At 71.8% G+C, this 17,353-nt stretch carries 15 protein-coding genes; 7 read left to right on the forward strand and 8 right to left on the reverse strand.

Translation table 11 applies throughout. The annotated features are described in order from the left end of the window. Window positions 1-10 precede the first annotated feature (10 nt). The 3 genes from AB0N27_RS13755 to AB0N27_RS13765 are packed head-to-tail and all read left to right on the forward strand — an operon-like array spanning window position 11 to window position 4,262. A complete protein-coding gene (locus AB0N27_RS13755) occupies window positions 11-493 on the forward strand; it encodes a MarR family transcriptional regulator (RefSeq protein ID WP_364368166.1) in 483 nt (160 codons plus the stop codon). After that, complete coding sequence (locus tag AB0N27_RS13760) at window positions 487-2,220, forward strand: ABC transporter ATP-binding protein (RefSeq protein WP_364368169.1); 1,734 nt, start codon at window positions 487-489, stop codon at window positions 2,218-2,220. The genes AB0N27_RS13755 and AB0N27_RS13760 overlap by 7 nt, the downstream gene beginning before the upstream one ends. Continuing rightward, window positions 2,217-4,262, forward strand: coding sequence for an ABC transporter ATP-binding protein (locus AB0N27_RS13765; protein WP_364368172.1), 2,046 nt, complete (start codon window positions 2,217-2,219; stop codon window positions 4,260-4,262). The genes AB0N27_RS13760 and AB0N27_RS13765 overlap by 4 nt, the downstream gene beginning before the upstream one ends. Window positions 4,263-4,266: 4 nt before the next feature. Here the strand turns inward: AB0N27_RS13765 and thrS are convergent, their stop codons facing one another. After that, the gene (gene thrS / locus AB0N27_RS13770) at window positions 4,267-5,484 is read right to left on the reverse strand and encodes a threonine--tRNA ligase (RefSeq protein ID WP_364368175.1); all 1,218 of its coding nucleotides are present in this window, start codon (window positions 5,482-5,484) and stop codon (window positions 4,267-4,269) included. Window positions 5,485-6,000: 516 nt separating this feature from the next. Between thrS and AB0N27_RS13775 the strand changes: the two genes are divergently transcribed. Then, the gene (locus AB0N27_RS13775; protein ID WP_364368178.1) at window positions 6,001-6,624 is read left to right on the forward strand and encodes a DedA family protein; all 624 of its coding nucleotides are present in this window, start codon (window positions 6,001-6,003) and stop codon (window positions 6,622-6,624) included. A gap of 179 nt (window positions 6,625-6,803) precedes the next feature. Further along, window positions 6,804-7,514 (forward strand): DUF998 domain-containing protein, encoded by a 711-nt coding sequence (locus tag AB0N27_RS13780; RefSeq protein ID WP_364368181.1) that lies wholly within the window; start codon window positions 6,804-6,806, stop codon window positions 7,512-7,514. Here AB0N27_RS13780 and AB0N27_RS13785 read toward each other — a convergent pair. Beyond that, a complete protein-coding gene (locus AB0N27_RS13785; protein ID WP_364368184.1) occupies window positions 7,471-8,874 on the reverse strand; it encodes an NAD(P)H-quinone dehydrogenase in 1,404 nt (467 codons plus the stop codon). The two genes, AB0N27_RS13780 and AB0N27_RS13785, sit on opposite strands and share 44 nt — an antisense overlap. Before the next feature lie 106 nt (window positions 8,875-8,980). On the opposite strand from AB0N27_RS13785, the gene AB0N27_RS13790 reads away from it, so the two are divergent. Beyond that, a complete protein-coding gene (locus tag AB0N27_RS13790; protein ID WP_364368187.1) occupies window positions 8,981-9,436 on the forward strand; it encodes a gamma-glutamylcyclotransferase in 456 nt (151 codons plus the stop codon). Between the two features lie 72 nt (window positions 9,437-9,508). Here the strand turns inward: AB0N27_RS13790 and AB0N27_RS13795 are convergent, their stop codons facing one another. From AB0N27_RS13795 to AB0N27_RS13810, 4 genes are all read right to left on the reverse strand, one after another. Continuing rightward, on the reverse strand, window positions 9,509-10,468 hold the full coding sequence (locus tag AB0N27_RS13795; protein ID WP_364368190.1) for a GNAT family N-acetyltransferase: 960 nt from the start codon (window positions 10,466-10,468) through the stop codon (window positions 9,509-9,511). Window positions 10,469-10,533: 65 nt separating this feature from the next. Further along, window positions 10,534-11,268 carry a hypothetical protein gene (locus AB0N27_RS13800; protein WP_364368193.1) on the reverse strand — a complete coding sequence of 245 codons (735 nt, stop codon included), beginning with the start codon at window positions 11,266-11,268 and terminating at the stop codon, window positions 10,534-10,536. Between the two features lie 74 nt (window positions 11,269-11,342). Then, entirely contained in the window at window positions 11,343-12,287 is a 945-nt protein-coding gene (locus AB0N27_RS13805) for a hypothetical protein (RefSeq protein WP_364368196.1), read from the reverse strand. A 3-nt stretch (window positions 12,288-12,290) separates the two neighbouring features. Then, window positions 12,291-12,920, reverse strand: coding sequence for an MBL fold metallo-hydrolase (locus tag AB0N27_RS13810; RefSeq protein ID WP_364368198.1), 630 nt, complete (start codon window positions 12,918-12,920; stop codon window positions 12,291-12,293). 93 nt (window positions 12,921-13,013) lie between these two features. Between AB0N27_RS13810 and AB0N27_RS13815 the strand changes: the two genes are divergently transcribed. After that, on the forward strand, window positions 13,014-13,976 hold the full coding sequence (locus AB0N27_RS13815) for a DUF4349 domain-containing protein (protein WP_364370685.1): 963 nt from the start codon (window positions 13,014-13,016) through the stop codon (window positions 13,974-13,976). Here AB0N27_RS13815 and AB0N27_RS13820 read toward each other — a convergent pair. Both AB0N27_RS13820 and AB0N27_RS13825 read right to left on the reverse strand, forming a co-directional pair. Further along, the gene (locus AB0N27_RS13820; protein WP_364368201.1) at window positions 13,933-15,192 is read right to left on the reverse strand and encodes an amidohydrolase; all 1,260 of its coding nucleotides are present in this window, start codon (window positions 15,190-15,192) and stop codon (window positions 13,933-13,935) included. The genes AB0N27_RS13815 and AB0N27_RS13820 overlap by 44 nt on opposite strands. A 530-nt stretch (window positions 15,193-15,722) precedes the next feature. Beyond that, window positions 15,723-17,306: a methylmalonyl-CoA mutase family protein gene (locus AB0N27_RS13825; protein WP_364368204.1), complete on the reverse strand. Its 1,584-nt coding sequence runs from the start codon at window positions 17,304-17,306 to the stop codon at window positions 15,723-15,725. Window positions 17,307-17,353: the final 47 nt, after the last annotated feature.

Below are 17,353 nucleotides of genomic sequence, written 5' to 3' on the forward strand. Positions count from 1 at the left end.
ATCTGCTCTCGTGGAACTCGTCACCCTCCAGGACGTACCGCTCGGTCGGCTGCTTGTGGTCGCCGGGCACCTCGTCGGGCAGCGTTGGAATCGCTACCTCGCCGAGGAGCACGGCCTCACCCAGGCCGGCATGGTCACCCTGATGACGCTCGCCCGACACGGCGAACTGCCCCACCGCGAGGTCGCCGAGAAGGGCTTCGTACGCCCCGCGACCCTGACCGGCATCGTCGACACACTGGCCCGTGACGGGCTCGTCGAACGACAGCGCGACGACAGCGACAGGCGCAGCATCCGGCTCGCCATCACCCCCGCCGGGCGGGAGCGTGTCGCCGCGCTCGGCGCACTCATGCATTCCGGACGCCCCCTCACCTCGGTCGACGCCGACCCGGCGAAGGCCCAGGTCATCCGGGAGTTCCTGCTCGAGGTCATCGGCAGCGGAGACGACCCGCGGATGACCGGACGACCCACCGACCCGAAGGATCCGGCGTGCTGATCCGGCTACTGCGCAACCAACTGCGCACCTACCAGAGACCGCTGCTGGCGGTGGTGCTGCTCCAGTTCGTGGGCACCATGGCCTCGCTCTACCTGCCCAGCCTCAACGCGGACATCATCGACCAGGGCGTGGCCCGGGGCGACACCGACTACATCGTGCGCACCGGCGGCTGGATGCTGCTGGTCAGCCTCATCCAGATCGTCTGCTCGATCGCCGCCGTCTACCTCGGCGCGCGGGTCGCGATGGGCTTCGGCCGGGACGTACGCGCCAGGTTGTTCGGGCACGTCAACCGCTTCTCCGCCCGCGAGGTGGCCCGGTTCGGGGCGCCGTCGCTGATCACCCGCAACACCAACGACGTGCAACAGGTGCAGATGCTCGTGCTGATGAGCTGCACCATGCTCGTCGCGGCACCGATCATGAGCGTCGGCGGCGTGTTCATGGCGCTGCGCGAGGACATCGGGCTGTCCTGGCTGATGCTGGTGAGCGTGCCGGTGCTTGCCATCACGCTCGGCTCGATCATCCGCCGGATGGTGCCGGGCTTCCGGCTCATGCAGACCCGGATCGACACGGTCAACCGGGTGCTGCGCGAGCAGATCACCGGCATCCGGGTGGTCCGCGCGTTCGTCCGTGAGCCGTACGAGACGGACCGCTTCGGCGTCGCCAACGCCGACCTGACCGCCACCGCGCTGCGTACCGGACGGCTCCTGGCGTTGATCTTCCCGGTGGTCATGCTGGTGCTCAACGTCTCGAGCGTGGCGGTGCTCTGGTTCGGCGCGCAGCGGGTGGACTCCGGCGCGATCCAGGTCGGCGCGCTCACCGCGTTCCTGCAGTACCTGATGCAGATCCTGATGGCCGTCATGATGGCGACCTTCATGCTGATGATGGTGCCCCGGGCCGCGGTCTGCGCCGAACGGATCACCGAGGTGCTGGACACCGACTCCTCGGTGGTCCCCGCCGCCGCGCCGGTCACCGAACTGCCCAGCCGGGCCAAGTTGGAGCTGCGCGGCGTGCGCTTCCAGTACCCGGGTGCGGTCGACCCGGTCCTGCGGGACATCTCCTTCCGGGCCACCCCGGGCACCACCACCGCGATCATCGGCAGCACCGGCGCCGGCAAGACGACACTGCTGTCGCTCATCCCCCGCCTGGTCGACGTCACCGCCGGTGCCGTGCTTGTCGACGGCGTGGACGTCCGCGAGTTGGCCCCCGACGAGCTGTGGCGTCGGATCGGGCTGGTGCCGCAACGGCCGTACCTGTTCACCGGCACTGTCGCCAGCAACCTGCGCTACGGCAATCCGGACGCCACCGACGAGGAACTGTGGACGGCCCTGGAGATCGCCCAGGCCCGGGACTTCGTGGCCCAGATGCCCGGCGGGCTGGACGCGCCGATCGCCCAGGGCGGCAGCACGGTCTCCGGTGGGCAGCGGCAACGCCTCGCCATCGCCCGGGCCCTGGTCCGCAAGCCGGAGATCTACCTGTTCGACGACTCGTTCTCCGCACTCGACCTCGGCACCGACGCGCGATTGCGGGCGGCCCTGCGGCCGGTCACCGCGCAGTCCGCTGTGGTGATCGTGGCCCAGCGGGTCTCCACGATCGTGGACGCCGACCAGATCATCGTTCTCGAGGACGGAGGGGTCGTCGGAGTGGGACGACACGCTGAGCTTCTCAAGTCCTGCCCGACGTACGCGGAGATCGTGGCCTCGCAGCAGACGACGGAGGTGCCGGCATGACCGAGCGCGAGACGCCGCCCACGGCGGCCGTACCCGAGCAGAAGTCGGCACCGGACGGCCCGACGCCCAAGCGGCTGCCTCCGGGCCGGCAGGGCGGTGGCCCACCGTGGATGGGCGCCGGCATGCCCGCCGAGAAGTCGATGAACTTCGGGCCGTCCGCCAGACGGCTGCTCGGTCGGCTCCGCCCGCACCGGCTGCACCTGGCCGCGATCATCACGTTGGCCCTGGTCAGCGTCGGGTTCAGTGTGGCCGGGCCGAAGATCCTCGGTCACGCCACCGACCTGATCTTCACTGGTGTGATCGGTCGGCAGCTGCCCGCCGGCACTACCACCGAGCAGGCCGTCTCCGCCGCGCGGGCCAGCGGCAACGCCAGCTTCGCCGACATGCTGGCCCGGATGGACGTGGTGCCCGGGGTGGGCATCGACTTCGACGCCCTGAGCCGGGTCCTGCTGCTGGCGCTCGGGCTCTACCTGGCGGCCAGCGTGCTGTCCTGGTGGCAGGGATGGCTGCTCAACGGGGTCGTCCAGCGGACCGTGCTGCGGCTGCGCGCCGAGGTGGAGGAGAAGCTGAACCGGCTCCCGCTGCCCTACTTCGACAGGCAGCCCCGGGGTGAGCTGCTCAGCCGGGTCACAAACGACATCGACAACATCTCCACAAGCCTCCAGCAGACCCTCAGCCAGCTGCTCACGTCCCTGCTGACAGTGGTGGGCGTCCTCGGCGTGATGTTCTGGATCTCGCCGCTGCTGGCGCTGGTGGCCCTGGTCGCCGTACCGCTGTCGGTGCTTGTCACCCAGCGGATCGCGAAGCGCTCACAGAAGCAGTTCATCGCGCAGTGGACGCACACCGGCGAGCTGAACGGCCAGATCGAGGAGGCGTACACGGGCCACGAGCTGGTGAAGGTCTTCGGTCGCCAGCGTGAGGTGGAGGCCGCGTTCCACGCGAAGAACGAGGAGTTGTTCCGGGCCAGCTTCGGCGCCCAGTTCATCTCCGGGATCATCATGCCGTCGATGATGTTCATCGGAAACCTCAGCTACGTGGCCATCGCCGTGGTGGGTGGGCTGCGGGTCGCCTCCGGCACGATGAGCCTCGGCGACGTGCAGGCGTTCATCCAGTACTCCCGCCAGTTCACCCAGCCGCTCACCCAGCTCGCCTCGATGGCCAACCTGCTCCAGTCCGGGGTGGCGTCGGCCGAGCGGGTCTTCGCGGTGCTCGACGCCGACGAGCAGACGCCCGACCCGGCCGAGCCGGCCCGGGTGGCCGACCCGCACGGCCGGGTCGAGTTCGAACACGTCTCGTTCCGCTACGAGCCGGACAAGCCGCTGATCGACGACCTGTCGCTTGTCGCCGAGCCGGGTCACACGGTGGCCATCGTCGGGCCGACCGGCGCCGGCAAGACCACACTTGTCAACCTGGTCATGCGCTTCTACGAGCTGGACGCGGGCCGGATCACGCTCGACGGCGTGGACATCACCACGATGCGCCGCGACGACCTGCGCGGCCGGATCGGCATGGTGCTCCAGGACACGTGGCTGTTCGGCGGCACCATCCGCGACAACATCGCCTACGGCCGGCCGGACGCCACCGAGGACGAGATCGTGGCGGCGGCCCGGGCCACCTTCGTGGACCGGTTCGTGCGCAGCCTGCCCGACGGCTACGACACGGTCATCGACGAGGAGGGCAGCAACGTCAGCGCCGGCGAGAAGCAGCTCATCACCATCGCCCGCGCGTTCCTGGCCGAACCGTCGCTGCTGATCCTCGACGAGGCCACCAGTTCGGTGGACACCCGCACCGAGGTGCTGCTCCAGCGGGCGATGGCGGCGCTGCGCTCGGACCGCACCAGCTTCGTCATCGCGCACCGGCTCTCCACCATCCGCGACGCCGACCTGATCCTGATGATGGAGAACGGCCGGATCGTCGAGCAGGGCACCCACGAGCAGTTGCTCGCCGCCCAGGGCGCGTACCACCGGCTCTACCGTTCCCAGTTCACCGGGGCGGTGGTCGACGAGGAGCCGGCCACCGCCGCTCAACCGGCGTCGGTCTGACGTGTCAGTCCGGGGGGAGCAGATCCGCCGATCGGGCCGCGACCTGCCCGCCGATCAGGGCGAGCGCGGCGCCGGCCGGCATCGGGGGCAGGGCACCGCCGCCGCGCAGGCGCAGCGCGAGGTGCCCGTCGGCCACCTCCCGGGCACCCAGCACCCCGAGGTACGGGACGCGGCGGCGGGCCGCGTCCCGGACCCGGGCGCCCAACGAGCCGGCGACGTCGACCTCGACCCGCAGACCGGCGTCGACGGCCTTCCGGGCCAGCTCGCCCGCCGCGTCGACCTGCCCGGCGTCCACCGGCAGCAGCGCCAGCTGGACCGGCGCGTACCAGGCCGGGAAGGCGCCCTCGTGCACCTCGATGAGGTACGCGAACAGGCGCTCCATGCTGCCGACCAGGCTGCGGTGCACCATGACCGGCCGACGCCTGCTGCCGTCCGCGTCGGTGTACGACAGGTCGAACCGCTCCGGCTTGTCGAAGTCGAGTTGGATGGTGGAGATGGTCGACTCCCGACCGGCCGCGTCGACGATCTGGATGTCGACCTTCGGGCCGTAGAAGGCCGCCTCCCCGGGCGCCTCGACGTACTCCACCCCGGCCAGCGCCCCCCGGAGCAGATCCTCGGCGTACGCCCACTGCGCGTCGTCTCCGACGTACCTCCCGCCCGGCCCGCGCAGCGACAGCCGGAACCCGGCCGGACGGACGCCGAGCGCGGCGTGCGCCGCCCGGATCAGCCCCAGGATCTCGGCGACCTCCGCGCCCACCTGCTCCGGCGCGCAGAAGGTGTGCGCGTCGTTGAGCGAGATGGCACGGACCCGGGACAGCCCGCCGAGCACCCCGGAACGCTCCGAGCGGTACATCCCGCCCAGCTCCGCGACCCGCAGCGGCAACTCCCGGTAGGAGCGGCCCCGGGCCCGGAACACAAGCGCGTGGTGCGGGCAGAGCGCCGGCCGGAGCACGAACTCGTCGTCGGCGCTCAACCGCATCGGCGGGAACATGTCGTCGGCGAAGTAGCCGAGATGCCCGGAGAGTTCGAAGAGTTCGCGCTTGCCCAGCGGCGGCGAGTAGACGTGCTGGTGGCCGGAGCGGCGCTCCAACTCCCGGACGTACTCCTCCACGGCGTGCCGGGCGGCGGCGCCGGCGGGCAGCCAGATCGGCAGGCCGGCGCCGGCCAGCGGATCGGAGACGAAGAGGTCCAGCTCACGGCCGAGCCTACGGTGGTCGATCATGTCGGGCTCCTGGATCGGGTACGACCCGGAGGCGACCTGGACACCGAACGCCGCACGGCCCTCGGGGGCGGATCGCCCCGGGGCCTTGTCGACTGTGGTTACGTCAGAGCGGCGCGCCGGGGACACCCGGCGTCGTGGTCACCACTACCGCACTGCGCATACGGCGACGCTACCCGCCTGGCACTCGCAGACGCACCCGGATTAGCGGCGGCGCGCAGGGGGTGGGCCGCCGGCGCGGGACCCGCCGGCGGCCCTGGCGGCTCGAAATCGTCAGGAACGGGGGACCCGACGGGCGGAGCCGCGCCGACAACGGTACGCCGACGGGCGCTGATCCGCCGACCGCTCCGACGGGGCTGGGACGACCCCGGAACCGTCACTCGAGGTCCGTTCGCCTCGTTGAACAGGGGTGGCCTGGCCGTGTCGACGGTCACGCCGGGCCAGGGCTGTCCACGGTGACGCCGGACACGCCGTCAGGCTCGAGACACCCAATCGGCCGCATCCGGCGAGGTGGCAGGCGTGCCCGAACTACTCACTGACGTCGCATCGCCGGCGTGGGCGTACCTGGTGCTGCTCGCTCTGCTGATCGCGGACGCCTTCGTCCCGGTGATCCCCACCCAGATCGTCATGATCACCAGTGGTGCGCTCACCGTCTACGGCGGGCTCAGCCTGCCGGTCACCATCGCCGTCGGCGCGCTCGGCGTGTTCGCCGGCGACCTGGCCTGCTACCTGCTCGGTCGAGGCGCTCCCGACCGCAGGGCGCCCCGGCACGCGGAGCCGAGCCGGGCCCGCCGGATGGCCAACCGGGTCACCCAGGGGCTCCGACAACCCGGGCCGATGGTGATCCTGCTGTGCCGGTTCGTGCCCGGCGGCCGGATGGCGGCCTGCTTCTCGGCCGGCCGCAGCCGCTACCCGTCCCGGCTGTTCGTGCTGTACGAGGCGGTCGCCGCGCTGGGCTGGGCCACGTACGGCGCGCTTGTCGGGCACCTCGGCGGCACCGCGCTCACCGAGTCGGCGTGGCGGCTGGCCATCATCGCCACCGCCGCGGCTGCCGGCTTCGCCGCTGCCGGATGGGCGATGACCCTGATCAGCGCCCGCCACGCCCGCACCACCACCCCCGCCCCCCAGCTCCCCCTGGACTAACCCCCTCCCTCCCCGCGCGATCTTGCACTTTCTGCCCCGACAATTCGGGTAAGGCGCACATAAGCACGACCGAAAGTGCAAGATCGACCTGGGATTCGGGCCTTTAGGGGTTGTTCCTGGGGTGGAACTCGGTGGGCGTCCCGGATTCGGCTGGGGTTCCTGCGGCGACAGGCTGGGGCATGCCTGTTATCCGGAACACCGGCCTGCTGGCGCTCGGCGGGATCGTCGTGGCGGCGCTGCTCACCGTGATCGGTCACCTGGAAGTCAACGACGACCTCAACCCGTGGGCGCTGACCATCAGCGACTTCGCCGTCTCCGACCGGGGCGGTGTCATCGACGTGGCGATGGTGGTGCTGGCACTCGCCACAGTGACGTTGATGTACGGGCTGCGCCGTACCGGACCGCCGCCCGACCGGGCGGCCGAACTGCTGCTCGGTGCGTGGGTGGCGGGGTTGGTGCTGGCCGCCGTGGTGCCGACGAACGAGCCGGGCACCGCCATGACCACCGCCGCCTACCTCCACCGGTACGCCTCGGTTGTCGCCTTCCTGTCGCTGCCGGTCGGCGGCTGGCTGCTGGCCCGCCGGGACCAGCTGACACCGGCCGCCCGGTGGCTACGCGGGTTGGCGGTGGCCAGTCTCGTCCTGGCCGCGGCCATGGTCTGGTCGGCCTACCCCGGTGAGCGCATGTTGATCGGACTGGCCGAGCGTCTGCTCATCCTCACCGAGGTCGGTGTGCTCACCGCGGTGGCACTCGTCCTCGCCCGCTCCGGACACCGACCCGTGGCATCGCCGTCTGGGCTCCCACCCCGGCCACCTGGAGTGCTTCTGGGACGAGCGCCCGCCGCCGTCACTCCAACTCGTGGAGCATCAGCTGGCGGGCGGCCTCGGTGATCGAACCGGACAGGCTCGGGTAGATGGTGATGGTCTGCGCCAGCTCGTTGACGGTCAGGTTGTTCTCCACGGCCATCGTGATCGGCAGGATCAGCTCGCTGGCCTTCGGCGCGACCACCACGCCGCCGATCACCTGACCGCTCGCCGGCCGGCAGAACAACTTCACGAAGCCGTCGGAGAGGTCGTCCATCTTGGCCCGGGCGTTACCGGACAACGGCAGCATCACCTGCCGGGCCGGCACCTTCCCGGCGTCCACCTCGTCCTGCGAGACACCCACGGTGGCCAGCTCCGGGTCGGTGAAGACGTTCGCCGCGACGGTCCGCAGCCGCAGCGGGCGGACCGCCTCGCCGAGCGCGTGCCACATCGCGATCCGGCCCTGCATGGCGGCGACGCTGGCCAGCAGCAGAACCCCTGTGCAGTCACCGGCGGCGTAGATGCCTGGCACGTTGGTCCGGGAGACCCGGTCGACAGTGACGTAGCCGCCCCGGCCCAGCTCCACGCCGTACTCGGCAAGGCCCAGGTTTGCCGTGTTCGGGATCGAGCCGACCGCGATCAGGGCGTGCGAGCCGGTGACCTTGCGGCCGTCGGACAGCTCCACCTCGACACCGTCGGCGGTACGGCGCACCGCGTCCGCCCGGGAGTTGTTGAGGATCTCCATGCCCCGGTTACGGAACACCCGCTCGATGGCGGACGCCGCGTCGGCGTCCTCGTGCGGCATCACCCGATCGCGGCTGGAGACCAGGGTGACCTCGACACCCATGGCGAGGTACGCGCTCGCGAACTCCGCACCTGTCACACCGGATCCGACGACGATCAGGTGCTCGGGCAGCTCGGGCAGGTCGTACACCTGACGCCAGGTCAGGATGCGTTCGCCGTCCGGCACGGCGGTGGGCAGCTGCCGGGGCGTCGAGCCGGTGGCCACCAGCACCGAGGACGCGGCGATCGAGTACTCCTCGGAGCCGTCGGCGGGGGTGACGACGACCAGGTGGGTGTGCCCGAGAGCGTCCTCACCGAGCCGGGCCGTGCCGGCCACGAAGGTGACCCCGGCCTTGAGCAGCTTGGCGTGGATGTCGGCGGACTGCGCGAGCGCCAGCCGCTTGACCCGCTCGTGCACCGCCCGCGCGTCGACGGTCACCGCCTCCAGACCGTCCGAGTGCACACCGAACTCCTCGGTGTCCCGGTAGCCGGTGACCACCCCCGAGCTGGCGATGAAGGTCTTCGACGGTACGCAGTCGGAGAGCACGCACGCCCCGCCCGCACCGTCTGCCTCCACGACGGTGACATCGGCGTCCAGCTGGGCGGCGACGAGGGCCGCCTCGTACCCGGCCGGCCCTCCGCCGATGATCACGATCCGGCTCACAGCGTTCGCCCTTCGTTGATGCTCACAGTGACTTTCTTCTCCCGAACGCACCCGACACGCACAGTCGTATTCTCCCCCACCCGTCCGCCGGGCTATCGTCATCGCCGTGCGTCATCACGCCGCCTACGGCTCAAACCTTGATCCCGCCCGGATGCGCGCCTACTGCCCGCACTCGCCGATGGTGGGCACCGGCTGGCTCGAGGGGTGGCGGCTGACCTTCGCCGGCGAGGACGTGATCGGCTGGGAGGGCGCGGTGACCACGGTCGTCGAGTCCCCCGGCGACCGGGTGTTCGTGGCGATCTATGACATCCACCCGTACGACGCGGCCCAGCTCGACGAGCTGGAGGGGGCGACCGCCGGCACGTACCGCAAGCTGCACGTGCGGGTCTCCACCCTCGACGGCGACGTGACCGCGTGGATCTACGTGTTCGACGGGTACGAGGGTGGCCTGCCCACGTCGTGGTATCTCTCCGAGATCGCGAACGCCGCCGAGAAGGCGGGCGCGCCGGACGACTACGTCAACGAGCTGCGGTCCCGCCCCACCGGCACCGCGTCCGCGTAGCGCGTATCCCACGCCCCCAGTCTGCAACCGTCAGCGACCGGCGCGTCCGCCGGGTGCCGCGGGCGTCGTCAATCACACACCGGCGGCCGGGACGACACGCTCGTACATGTCGGTCCACAGGGTCTCCCGCAGGCCCACCGACTCGTAGAGCGACAGGGGCGCGGTCGGGTTGGTCAGGTCGACGCCCAGGCCGGCCGAGCGTCGGCCCTTCGCGGCGTAGCGGGCGAAGGCGCGGCGCAGCAACGCCGCACCCACACCCCGCCGACGGTACGCGGACAGCACCGACAGCTTCTTCACCCAGCCCTCCTGTTGGTCGAGCGCCTGGTCCGAGGACTGCAACGCCCCGGCGGGCACCCCGTCCACCTCGGCGACCAACCACTCGTCCCAGGCGGTCAGGTCGCCGATCCGGGCCCGCCAGCGGTCGTAGGGCAGCGGCTCGTGATCCGGGGTGTCGGCGAAGGCCGACTCGTGGATGCGGTGGAACTCCCGCAGGTCGGCTTCGTCGTCGGGGCGTACCGGCCGCACCCGCACGCCGGGCGGGGCCGCCGGCTCGTCGGGCAGGTCGGCCAGGGGCCGGCTCATCCGGACGTACCGCTTGGCGCGGGTGAAACCGGCCGCCCGCAGGTCCCGCTCCCAGTCGCGTTCCGGCGCGGAGACCGTGCAGCGGACGGTGAGCGAGGGCAGCCCCCGCTCGGCGGCGCGCTCGGCGACCCGGTCCAGTTGTCGGGCCAGCAGCGGCGCCCGGACCGTCGCGGCGCGTACCGGGTCGACGTAGACCTCCACGAACTCCCGGCCGACCCCTGTCGGGTTGTCCACGGTCGCCCAGCCGACCACGGTGCCGTCCGGGTCGACCGCCAGCCAGGAGTCGCGTGTCGGGTCGAAGAAGGGTGCCGTGAGTGACGCCGTCACATCGTCGGCGTCGAAGTCGGGATGCCCGATGGCGAAGGTGTCGGCGGCGTGCACCACCGCGAGGATCGCCGGAACGTCGTCGAGTGTGGGTCGGCGCGCGGTCCAACCTGCGGGGAGGGTCACGGCAGGTCATCCTGGCAGCCGATCGGCTCCGGCGCCGCCCATTTTCTTCGTCACCGGCGCCCGGCTCAGCCGAGGTCGGCCCGCGTCCGGTGCAGCAGTTCCACAAGCTCGGCGCCGTCGGCCGGGCCGAGCGCCGCGAACGCTGGCGCGGCCAACCGGTTGGTCACCGCCTCCGCCCACAGCCGCCGACGCACCAGGGGCCCGATCGGCGGGTACGGAGGGGACCAGCCGCAGGCCACCGCGCCGGCCTCCCCCTCCGGCCCGGCCAGCACCGCCTCCAGCGGGGTCATCCCGGCGGCACGCACGGCCAGCAGGTACGCGCCGGTGAAGTGTTCGCGGAGCAGGCGCAGCCCCGCGGCGGTGCGGGCGCCGGGGGTGTTCTCCGGCAGCGGCATGGCCCGCCAGGCGGCGAAGAGCGGCATGCCGCTGGCGTCCGCCGCTCCCACCGCCCGCTCGACGAGCGCGGACAGGCGTTCGGTCCCGGGCAGCGGACCGAGCTGCCGCGTGCCCCACTGGCAGCACTCGGCGAAGCTCGCGGCGGCCACCTCGATCGGCCGGACGGTCCGGGCGGCGGCGTCCCAGCCGTCGGCGACCGCGTCCGGCGCGACGAAGCCGAGGGCGGCGGCGGCCGTCTCGGCACGTACGTCGCCGAGCGCGCCGGCCCGGCCGCTGATGTAGAACGCCCAGCCGGAGATGCCGAGCAGCCGGGCCCGCCGCAGCGTGGTCGGGCTGCGGCTGAACGCGTCGCCCAGGTCGAGCACGACGGGTTTGCTGGCTGCGGCGACCTGTTCCGGTGTCATCCGAGCGCCCACCCCGGCCCGCTCCGGCCCGGAACCGCCGGACCGCAGGCCCGCTCGTCGTCGTCCATCGATCGTCAGTCTGCCGCGCCACCGGCGGAGTCCGCAGTCCCCTCTTCGGCCGCCAACGCCTCCACCGCCGCCTCGACCTCGCCGGCGCGCCGCCGGGCCGCCGTGACCGCCCGCTCGGCCGCGCGCCTGGCGAGTTTGGCCCGGCTGAGGTCCTGCTCGGCGACCGCCCGCCGGCGCTCCAACTCGGCCAGCTCGGCCTCGATCGTGTCCAGCGCCTCGGCGCCGTCCCGCTCCTGCCCGCTCGCCTCGGTCAACTCGGCCTCGGCCCGCTGCTGATCGGCACGGGCCTTGGCGAGTTCCCGGTCCAATGCCCGGCGCTGCCGGTCCCGTTCGGCGCGGGCGGCCCGCGCGGCGCGCTCGGCGGCCCGGTCGGGAGCCGCCTCGGTGCGGACGCGCCTGGTTGCCGGCTGGCGCGGCTCCGGCTTCTCCTCGGTGCCGGTGACCAGCCGCAGCTGAGGTCGGGGCACCTCGCCGAAGCCGGCGTACGTGGCCGACTTGAGCAGGCGCCCCGCCCGGACCTGTTCGGCGACCTCGGCGTCGGACAGCGCCGCGTTGAGAGTTGTCTCCACCTCCGCCAGCGGCAGCTTGCCGACGGGCGGTGCGTCGGGCTCCGCAGCGGCGAGCTTGCGGACCTCGGCGACCAGGGCGCCGACCACGGCCCGACGCTGGGCGGACAACTCCCGCAGCCGGGGCCCGCGCAGGTCCCGCTGGGCGGACCGTAGCGCGTCCGCGAGCTGCACCAGGTCGGCGACCAGCTCGGGGCGGCGGATCGCGAGCAGGTTCACCAGCCAGGCGGCCACCGTGGGACGACGCAGCCGGGCCAGTTCCCGGGCGGACTTCGGGTCGCCGGCCCGCCGGGCCTCGGCCACGGCCGCGTCCCGGGCGGCCACGAACCGGTCCGGCGGAATGCGGTAGAGCTGTCGTACCAGCTCCGGGGAGGGGCCGGGCATCGCTCAGACGTCCACCCGGCTACCGGGCTCCAGCCGCTGGTACTCGGTGCCGGACAGCGCCGCGTACTGCCGGTTGAGCACACCCAGCCCGTTGTCGTTGAGCAGCCCGTCGTGCAGGGCGTACGCGCGTCGGGGTGCGACCGCCCGGATGAAGTCGAGGACCTCGGAGAACTTCGACCAGGGGGCGTGGATCGGCGCGAAGAGCGTGTCGACAGGTGTCTCCTCCGGCACCACGAGGGCGTCACCGGGGTGGTAGACCACGTCGTTGATCAGGTAGCCGAGGTTGTCGATCACCGGGATGTCCGGGTGGATCACCGCGTGCTTCCCGCCGTACGCCCGGATGGCGATGCCGGCGGCGGTGAACGACTCGCCGGTCGTGACCGGGCGCAGCGCCTCTGCCGCGTCGCCGAGGGTGCCGGCGATCGCGGCCGGACCGTGGATCGGGAACGGCCGCCTGTCGAGTTCCAGGCGCACCGCCGCCAGGTCGAGGTGGTCGGGATGCTCGTGGGTGATCAGCACCGCGTCGGCCCCGTCCAACGCCGCCGGATCGCTGAACACCCCCGGATCGACGACCAGCACTCCCCCGTCGTGTTCCACCCGGAGGCAGGAATGCGCGTACTTGGTGAGCCGCATCGTGACTCCTCGATTATCGAATCGTGACGTCCTCAGCGCAGTCTGCCGGAACCAGCCGCCGCGCGCGCCACGTCCGAGGTATCGCCACACCGGCTGACAACGATGGGAGCGGGGATGGACAAACGGGAGGGACGACGCCGCGGCGCACTGCTGGCGGCGACGACACTGGTGGCGGCTTTGGCCGTGACGGGCTGCGGCGCCGGCGGCGACGACAGCGGGGCACGGGACAGCGCGGGTTCGGCGGCCAAGGCGCCTGTCGTCGGCGGCGAGGCGGGCCGGGACGCCGCAGCGGAAGCGCCGGGGGCCGCCGGAGCCGGCGCACCGGACCTGCGGGTCGACCAGCGGGCGATCATCTACACCGGAGCGATGCGGGTGCAGGTCGACAATGTGGACGCGGCCGCCCGCGAGGTCACCGCCGTGGCCACCCGGGCCGGCGGCTTCGTCGGCGGTGACCAACGACGCAGCGCCGACGCCGACGCGGTGGCGGAGTTGGAGCTGCGGGTGCCGGCGGCGAGGTTCACAGGCGTGGTGGACGAGATCGCGAAGCTCGGCCGGCAGCAGAGCCGGGAGATCAGCACCCAGGACGTCACCGAGGAGACCGTCGACCTGGACGCCCGGATCACCAGTCAGCGTGCCCGGGTGGACAGCGCCCGCCGGTTGCTGGCCCGCGCCACCTCGATCGCCGACCTGGTGTCGTTGGAGAACGAGTTGGGTCGCCGGGAGGCCGACCTGGCCTCGCTGGAGGCCAAGAAGCGACGCCTCGCCGACCTGACCGCCCTCTCCACGGTCACCGTGTCGCTGGCCGGGCCGGCTGCGAAGGCCACCGAGGAGAAGGCCGAGACCGGCTTCCTGGTCGGGCTCCGGGGCGGCTGGAAGGCCTTCGTCGTCTCGATGACCGTCCTGCTCACGGTGCTGGGCGCGCTGCTGCCGTGGCTGGTGGCGCTCGGCGTACCGCTTGCGGTGCTGCTGGTGGTGCTGCGACGGCGGAAGTCACCCGCCCTTGTCGCTCCGGTCAGCGCGCCGCCGCAAGTGCCCGCAGCGCGGTCTGCACCATGACGCGTACGCCTGCCGGGATGGCCCCCTCGTCCACGTCGAACGACGCGCGGTGCAGGTCGACGTTGGGGCCGGAGCGGCCCACACCGAGGCGGGCGAGTGCGCCGGGGACGTACTCCAGATACCAGGAGAAGTCCTCGCCGCCCATGCTCTGCGGCGTCTCGGCGATTCCCTCCGGGCCGAGGGCGGCGCCGGTGGCGGCGGTCAGCACCTGGATGGCCCGGGAGTCGTTGCACACAGGTGGCCGGCCGCGCAGGTACTCCAGGTCGACATTCGCGCCGGTCGGGGCGATGACGTCCCGGACCACCTGAGCGACGATCTTCGGGGCCTGCTCCCAGGTGTCGCGGTCCATCACCCGCAGGGTGCCGGACGCGCTGGCCTCGGACGGGATGACGTTGTAGCGGGTGCCGGCCGAGGCGTGGCCGAAGACCAGCAGCAGGCCGCTGTTGGCCGGCACCCGGCGGCTGACCAGGGCGGGCACCTCGGTGATCAGCCGACCGAGCGCGTCGACCAGGTCGACGGTCAGGTGCGGACGGGCGGTGTGCCCGCCGGGGCCGGAGAGCCGGACTGTGACGTTGTCGGCGGCCGCGGTGATCGGGCCGACCCGCAGGCCGACCTGGCCGACCGGCAGGTTCGGGTCGCAGTGCAGGGCGAAGATCTGCACCACGTCGTCCAGGCCACCGGCCTCGATGACCTCCAGCGAACCGCAGGGCAGGATCTCCTCGGCCGGCTGGAAGATCAGCCGAACGCGGCCGTCCAGCTCACCGAGGTCGGCGAGCTGGGCCAGCAGCATGCCGACGCCGAGCATGATCGTGGTGTGCACGTCGTGGCCGCAGGCGTGGCAGACGCCCTCCACGGTGGACCGGTAGGGCACGTCCTTGGAGTCGTCCAGCGGCAACGCGTCGATGTCGGCGCGCAGCGCCACGACCGGGCCGTCGGGGCGGCCGTTGATGTCGCAGATCACGCCGTTGCCCTTGGGCAGCAGCCGAGGTTGCAGGCCGGCCAGGGACAGCTCCCGTGCGATCAGGGCGGCCGTCTCGAACTCCGTGCCGGACAGCTCGGGGTGCGAGTGGATGTGACGGCGCGTGGCGATCAGCCCGGGTACCCGGAGCGCCAGGAGGTGGTCCAGGTCGCTGGGCAGCGGCTGGGACCCGGGCGGCGGCTCCGGCCAGGACGACGCCAGCTGGCTGCCGGTGGGCAGCGTCAACGCACTCGTCACGTCGAATTCTCGATCACTAGAAATGGATGGATCATCGGGAACAGCAGACAGCCTAGACCTCCGGCGGTGACGCTGCGCAACCTCGTTCCGGTAATGATCGGACCGCGCAGCGTCACGTATGCCCTGCTGAGAACGCTCGGAGAGGTGCGGGACAGCAGGTAGATCGCGGTCGAAGGCCGTCATCTGCCCCTCACCTCCTACAACGCGTAACCGATCCCGGCGGTCACGAATCTCGGTGCCGGTCACCGGCCCCTGTTGCGAATTGTCGCATTAGTCGGGTTGATGAACTGACACTCCGACAATTAGCCGACCACGCTCCGCAACGAGCCGGAAAGACGCTCACACGCACGGGACCACCGTCACCGCACAGGGTGTGCGTCCCGACGACCCGGTCGAGGTACCCGCAAACCGCGGTGGGCACACCGCAAACGCCCCCGCGAGGGCCACGCCGCCCAGGGGTTCCGCCCTCCACGGTAGCTCCGCCGAAGCCCGGAAACACCCCTTGACCTGGGAAAACGACAGAAGGGCGATCAGAACCGATCGGTCGGTCGGTACAGCCCCCACGCCTCGCGCAGCGTCCCGCAGACCTCACCCACCGTGGCGCGGGCCCGCAACGCCTCCTTCATCGGGTACAGCACGTTCTCCGTACCGTCGGCGGCGGCCCGCAGGTCGGCGAGCGCCCGCGCCACCGCGTCGGCGTCCCGCTCGGCGCGCAACCGCGCCAGCCGCTCGGCCTGCGCCGCCTCGATCGCCGGGTCGACCCGCAGCGGCTCGTACGGCTCCTCCTCGTCCACCGTGAACCGGTTGAGCCCCACCACCACCCGCTCACCCGAGTCGATCTCCTGGGCGATCCGGTACGCGGACTGCTCGATCTCCCGCTTCTGGAACCCGGCCTCGATGGCGTCCACCGCCGACCCGTGGTCCGCCACCCGTTCCATCAGCTCCACGGCGGCGGCCTCGATCTCGGCCGTCATCGCCTCCACCACGTACGAGCCGGCGAACGGGTCCACCGTGGCGGTCAGGTCCGTCTCGTACGCCAGCACCTGCTGGGTCCGCAGCGCGAGCCGGGCGGCCTTCTCGGTGGGCAGCGCGATGGCCTCGTCGAAACTGTTGGTGTGCAGCGACTGGGTGCCGCCGAGCACCGCGCCCAACCCCTGCACCGCCACCCGGACCAGGTTGACCTCGGGCTGCTGCGCGGTGAGCTGCACGCCTGCGGTCTGGGTGTGGAACCGCAGCATCATCGACTTCGGATCCTTGGCGCCGAAGTCGTCACGCATCAGTCGGGCCCAGATCCGCCTGGCGGCGCGGAACTTCGCCACCTCCTCCAGCAGCGTGGTGCGGGCCACGAAGAAGAACGACAGCCGGGGCGCGAAGTCGTCAACGGCGAGCCCGGCGGCGAGCGCCGCCCGCACGTACTCCACGCCGTTGGCCAGGGTGAACGCGATCTCCTGCGCGGGCGTCGCGCCGGCCTCGGCCATGTGGTAGCCGGAGATGGAGATGGTGTTCCACTTCGGCACCTCCTTGCGGCAGTACGCGAACGTGTCGGCCACCAGGCGCAGCGACGGCTTCGGCGGGAAGATGTACGTCCCCCGGGCGATGTACTCCTTGAGGATGTCGTTCTGGATGGTCCCGTTGAGCGCCGCGCCGGGCACCCCGTTCTCCTCGGCCACGAGCTGGTAGAGCAGCAACAGCACCGAGCCGGGCGCGTTGATGGTCATCGAGGTGGACACCTTGTCCAGCGGGATGTCGGCGAAGAGCAGCCGCATGTCCTCAATGGAGTCGATGGCCACGCCGACCTTGCCGACCTCGCCGTGCGCGATCGGCTCGTCGGAGTCGTAGCCCATCTGGGTCGGCAGGTCGAACGCGACCGAGAGACCCATGGTGCCGGCCCGCAACAGCTGGTGGTACCGCGCGTTGGACTCGGTGGCGGTGCCGAAACCGGCGTACTGGCGCATGGTCCACGGGCGGGAGGTGTACATGGTGGGGTAGACGCCCCGGGTGTACGGGAATTCGCCGGGACCGCCCAGCCGGGAGTCCAGGTCCTCCGGAAGGTCGGCACCCGTGTAGACGCCCTTGATCGGAAAACCGGACTCGCTTGACCGCCGTTCGCTCATCCCCGGATGGTAGGTCGCCCGGGCATGTCGTCGGGTGAGGGATACCG

This window comes from Micromonospora sp. NPDC093244 (genome assembly GCF_040683695.1).
GTDB lineage: Bacteria > Actinomycetota > Actinomycetes > Mycobacteriales > Micromonosporaceae > Micromonospora.

Excerpts from the sequence above, each read along its gene's own strand:
- AB0N27_RS13765 (WP_364368172.1), top strand. The coding sequence starts at position 2,217 with ATGACCGAGCGCGAGACGCCGCCCACGGCGGCCGTACCCGAGCAGAAG.
- thrS (WP_364368175.1), bottom strand. The coding sequence starts at position 5,484 with ATGATCGACCACCGTAGGCTCGGCCGTGAGCTGGACCTCTTCGTCTCC.
- AB0N27_RS13780 (WP_364368181.1), top strand. The coding sequence starts at position 6,804 with ATGCCTGTTATCCGGAACACCGGCCTGCTGGCGCTCGGCGGGATCGTC.
- AB0N27_RS13800 (WP_364368193.1), bottom strand. The coding sequence starts at position 11,268 with ATGACACCGGAACAGGTCGCCGCAGCCAGCAAACCCGTCGTGCTCGAC.
- AB0N27_RS13805 (WP_364368196.1), bottom strand. The coding sequence starts at position 12,287 with ATGCCCGGCCCCTCCCCGGAGCTGGTACGACAGCTCTACCGCATTCCG.
- AB0N27_RS13810 (WP_364368198.1), bottom strand. The coding sequence starts at position 12,920 with ATGCGGCTCACCAAGTACGCGCATTCCTGCCTCCGGGTGGAACACGAC.
- AB0N27_RS13825 (WP_364368204.1), bottom strand. The coding sequence starts at position 17,306 with ATGAGCGAACGGCGGTCAAGCGAGTCCGGTTTTCCGATCAAGGGCGTC.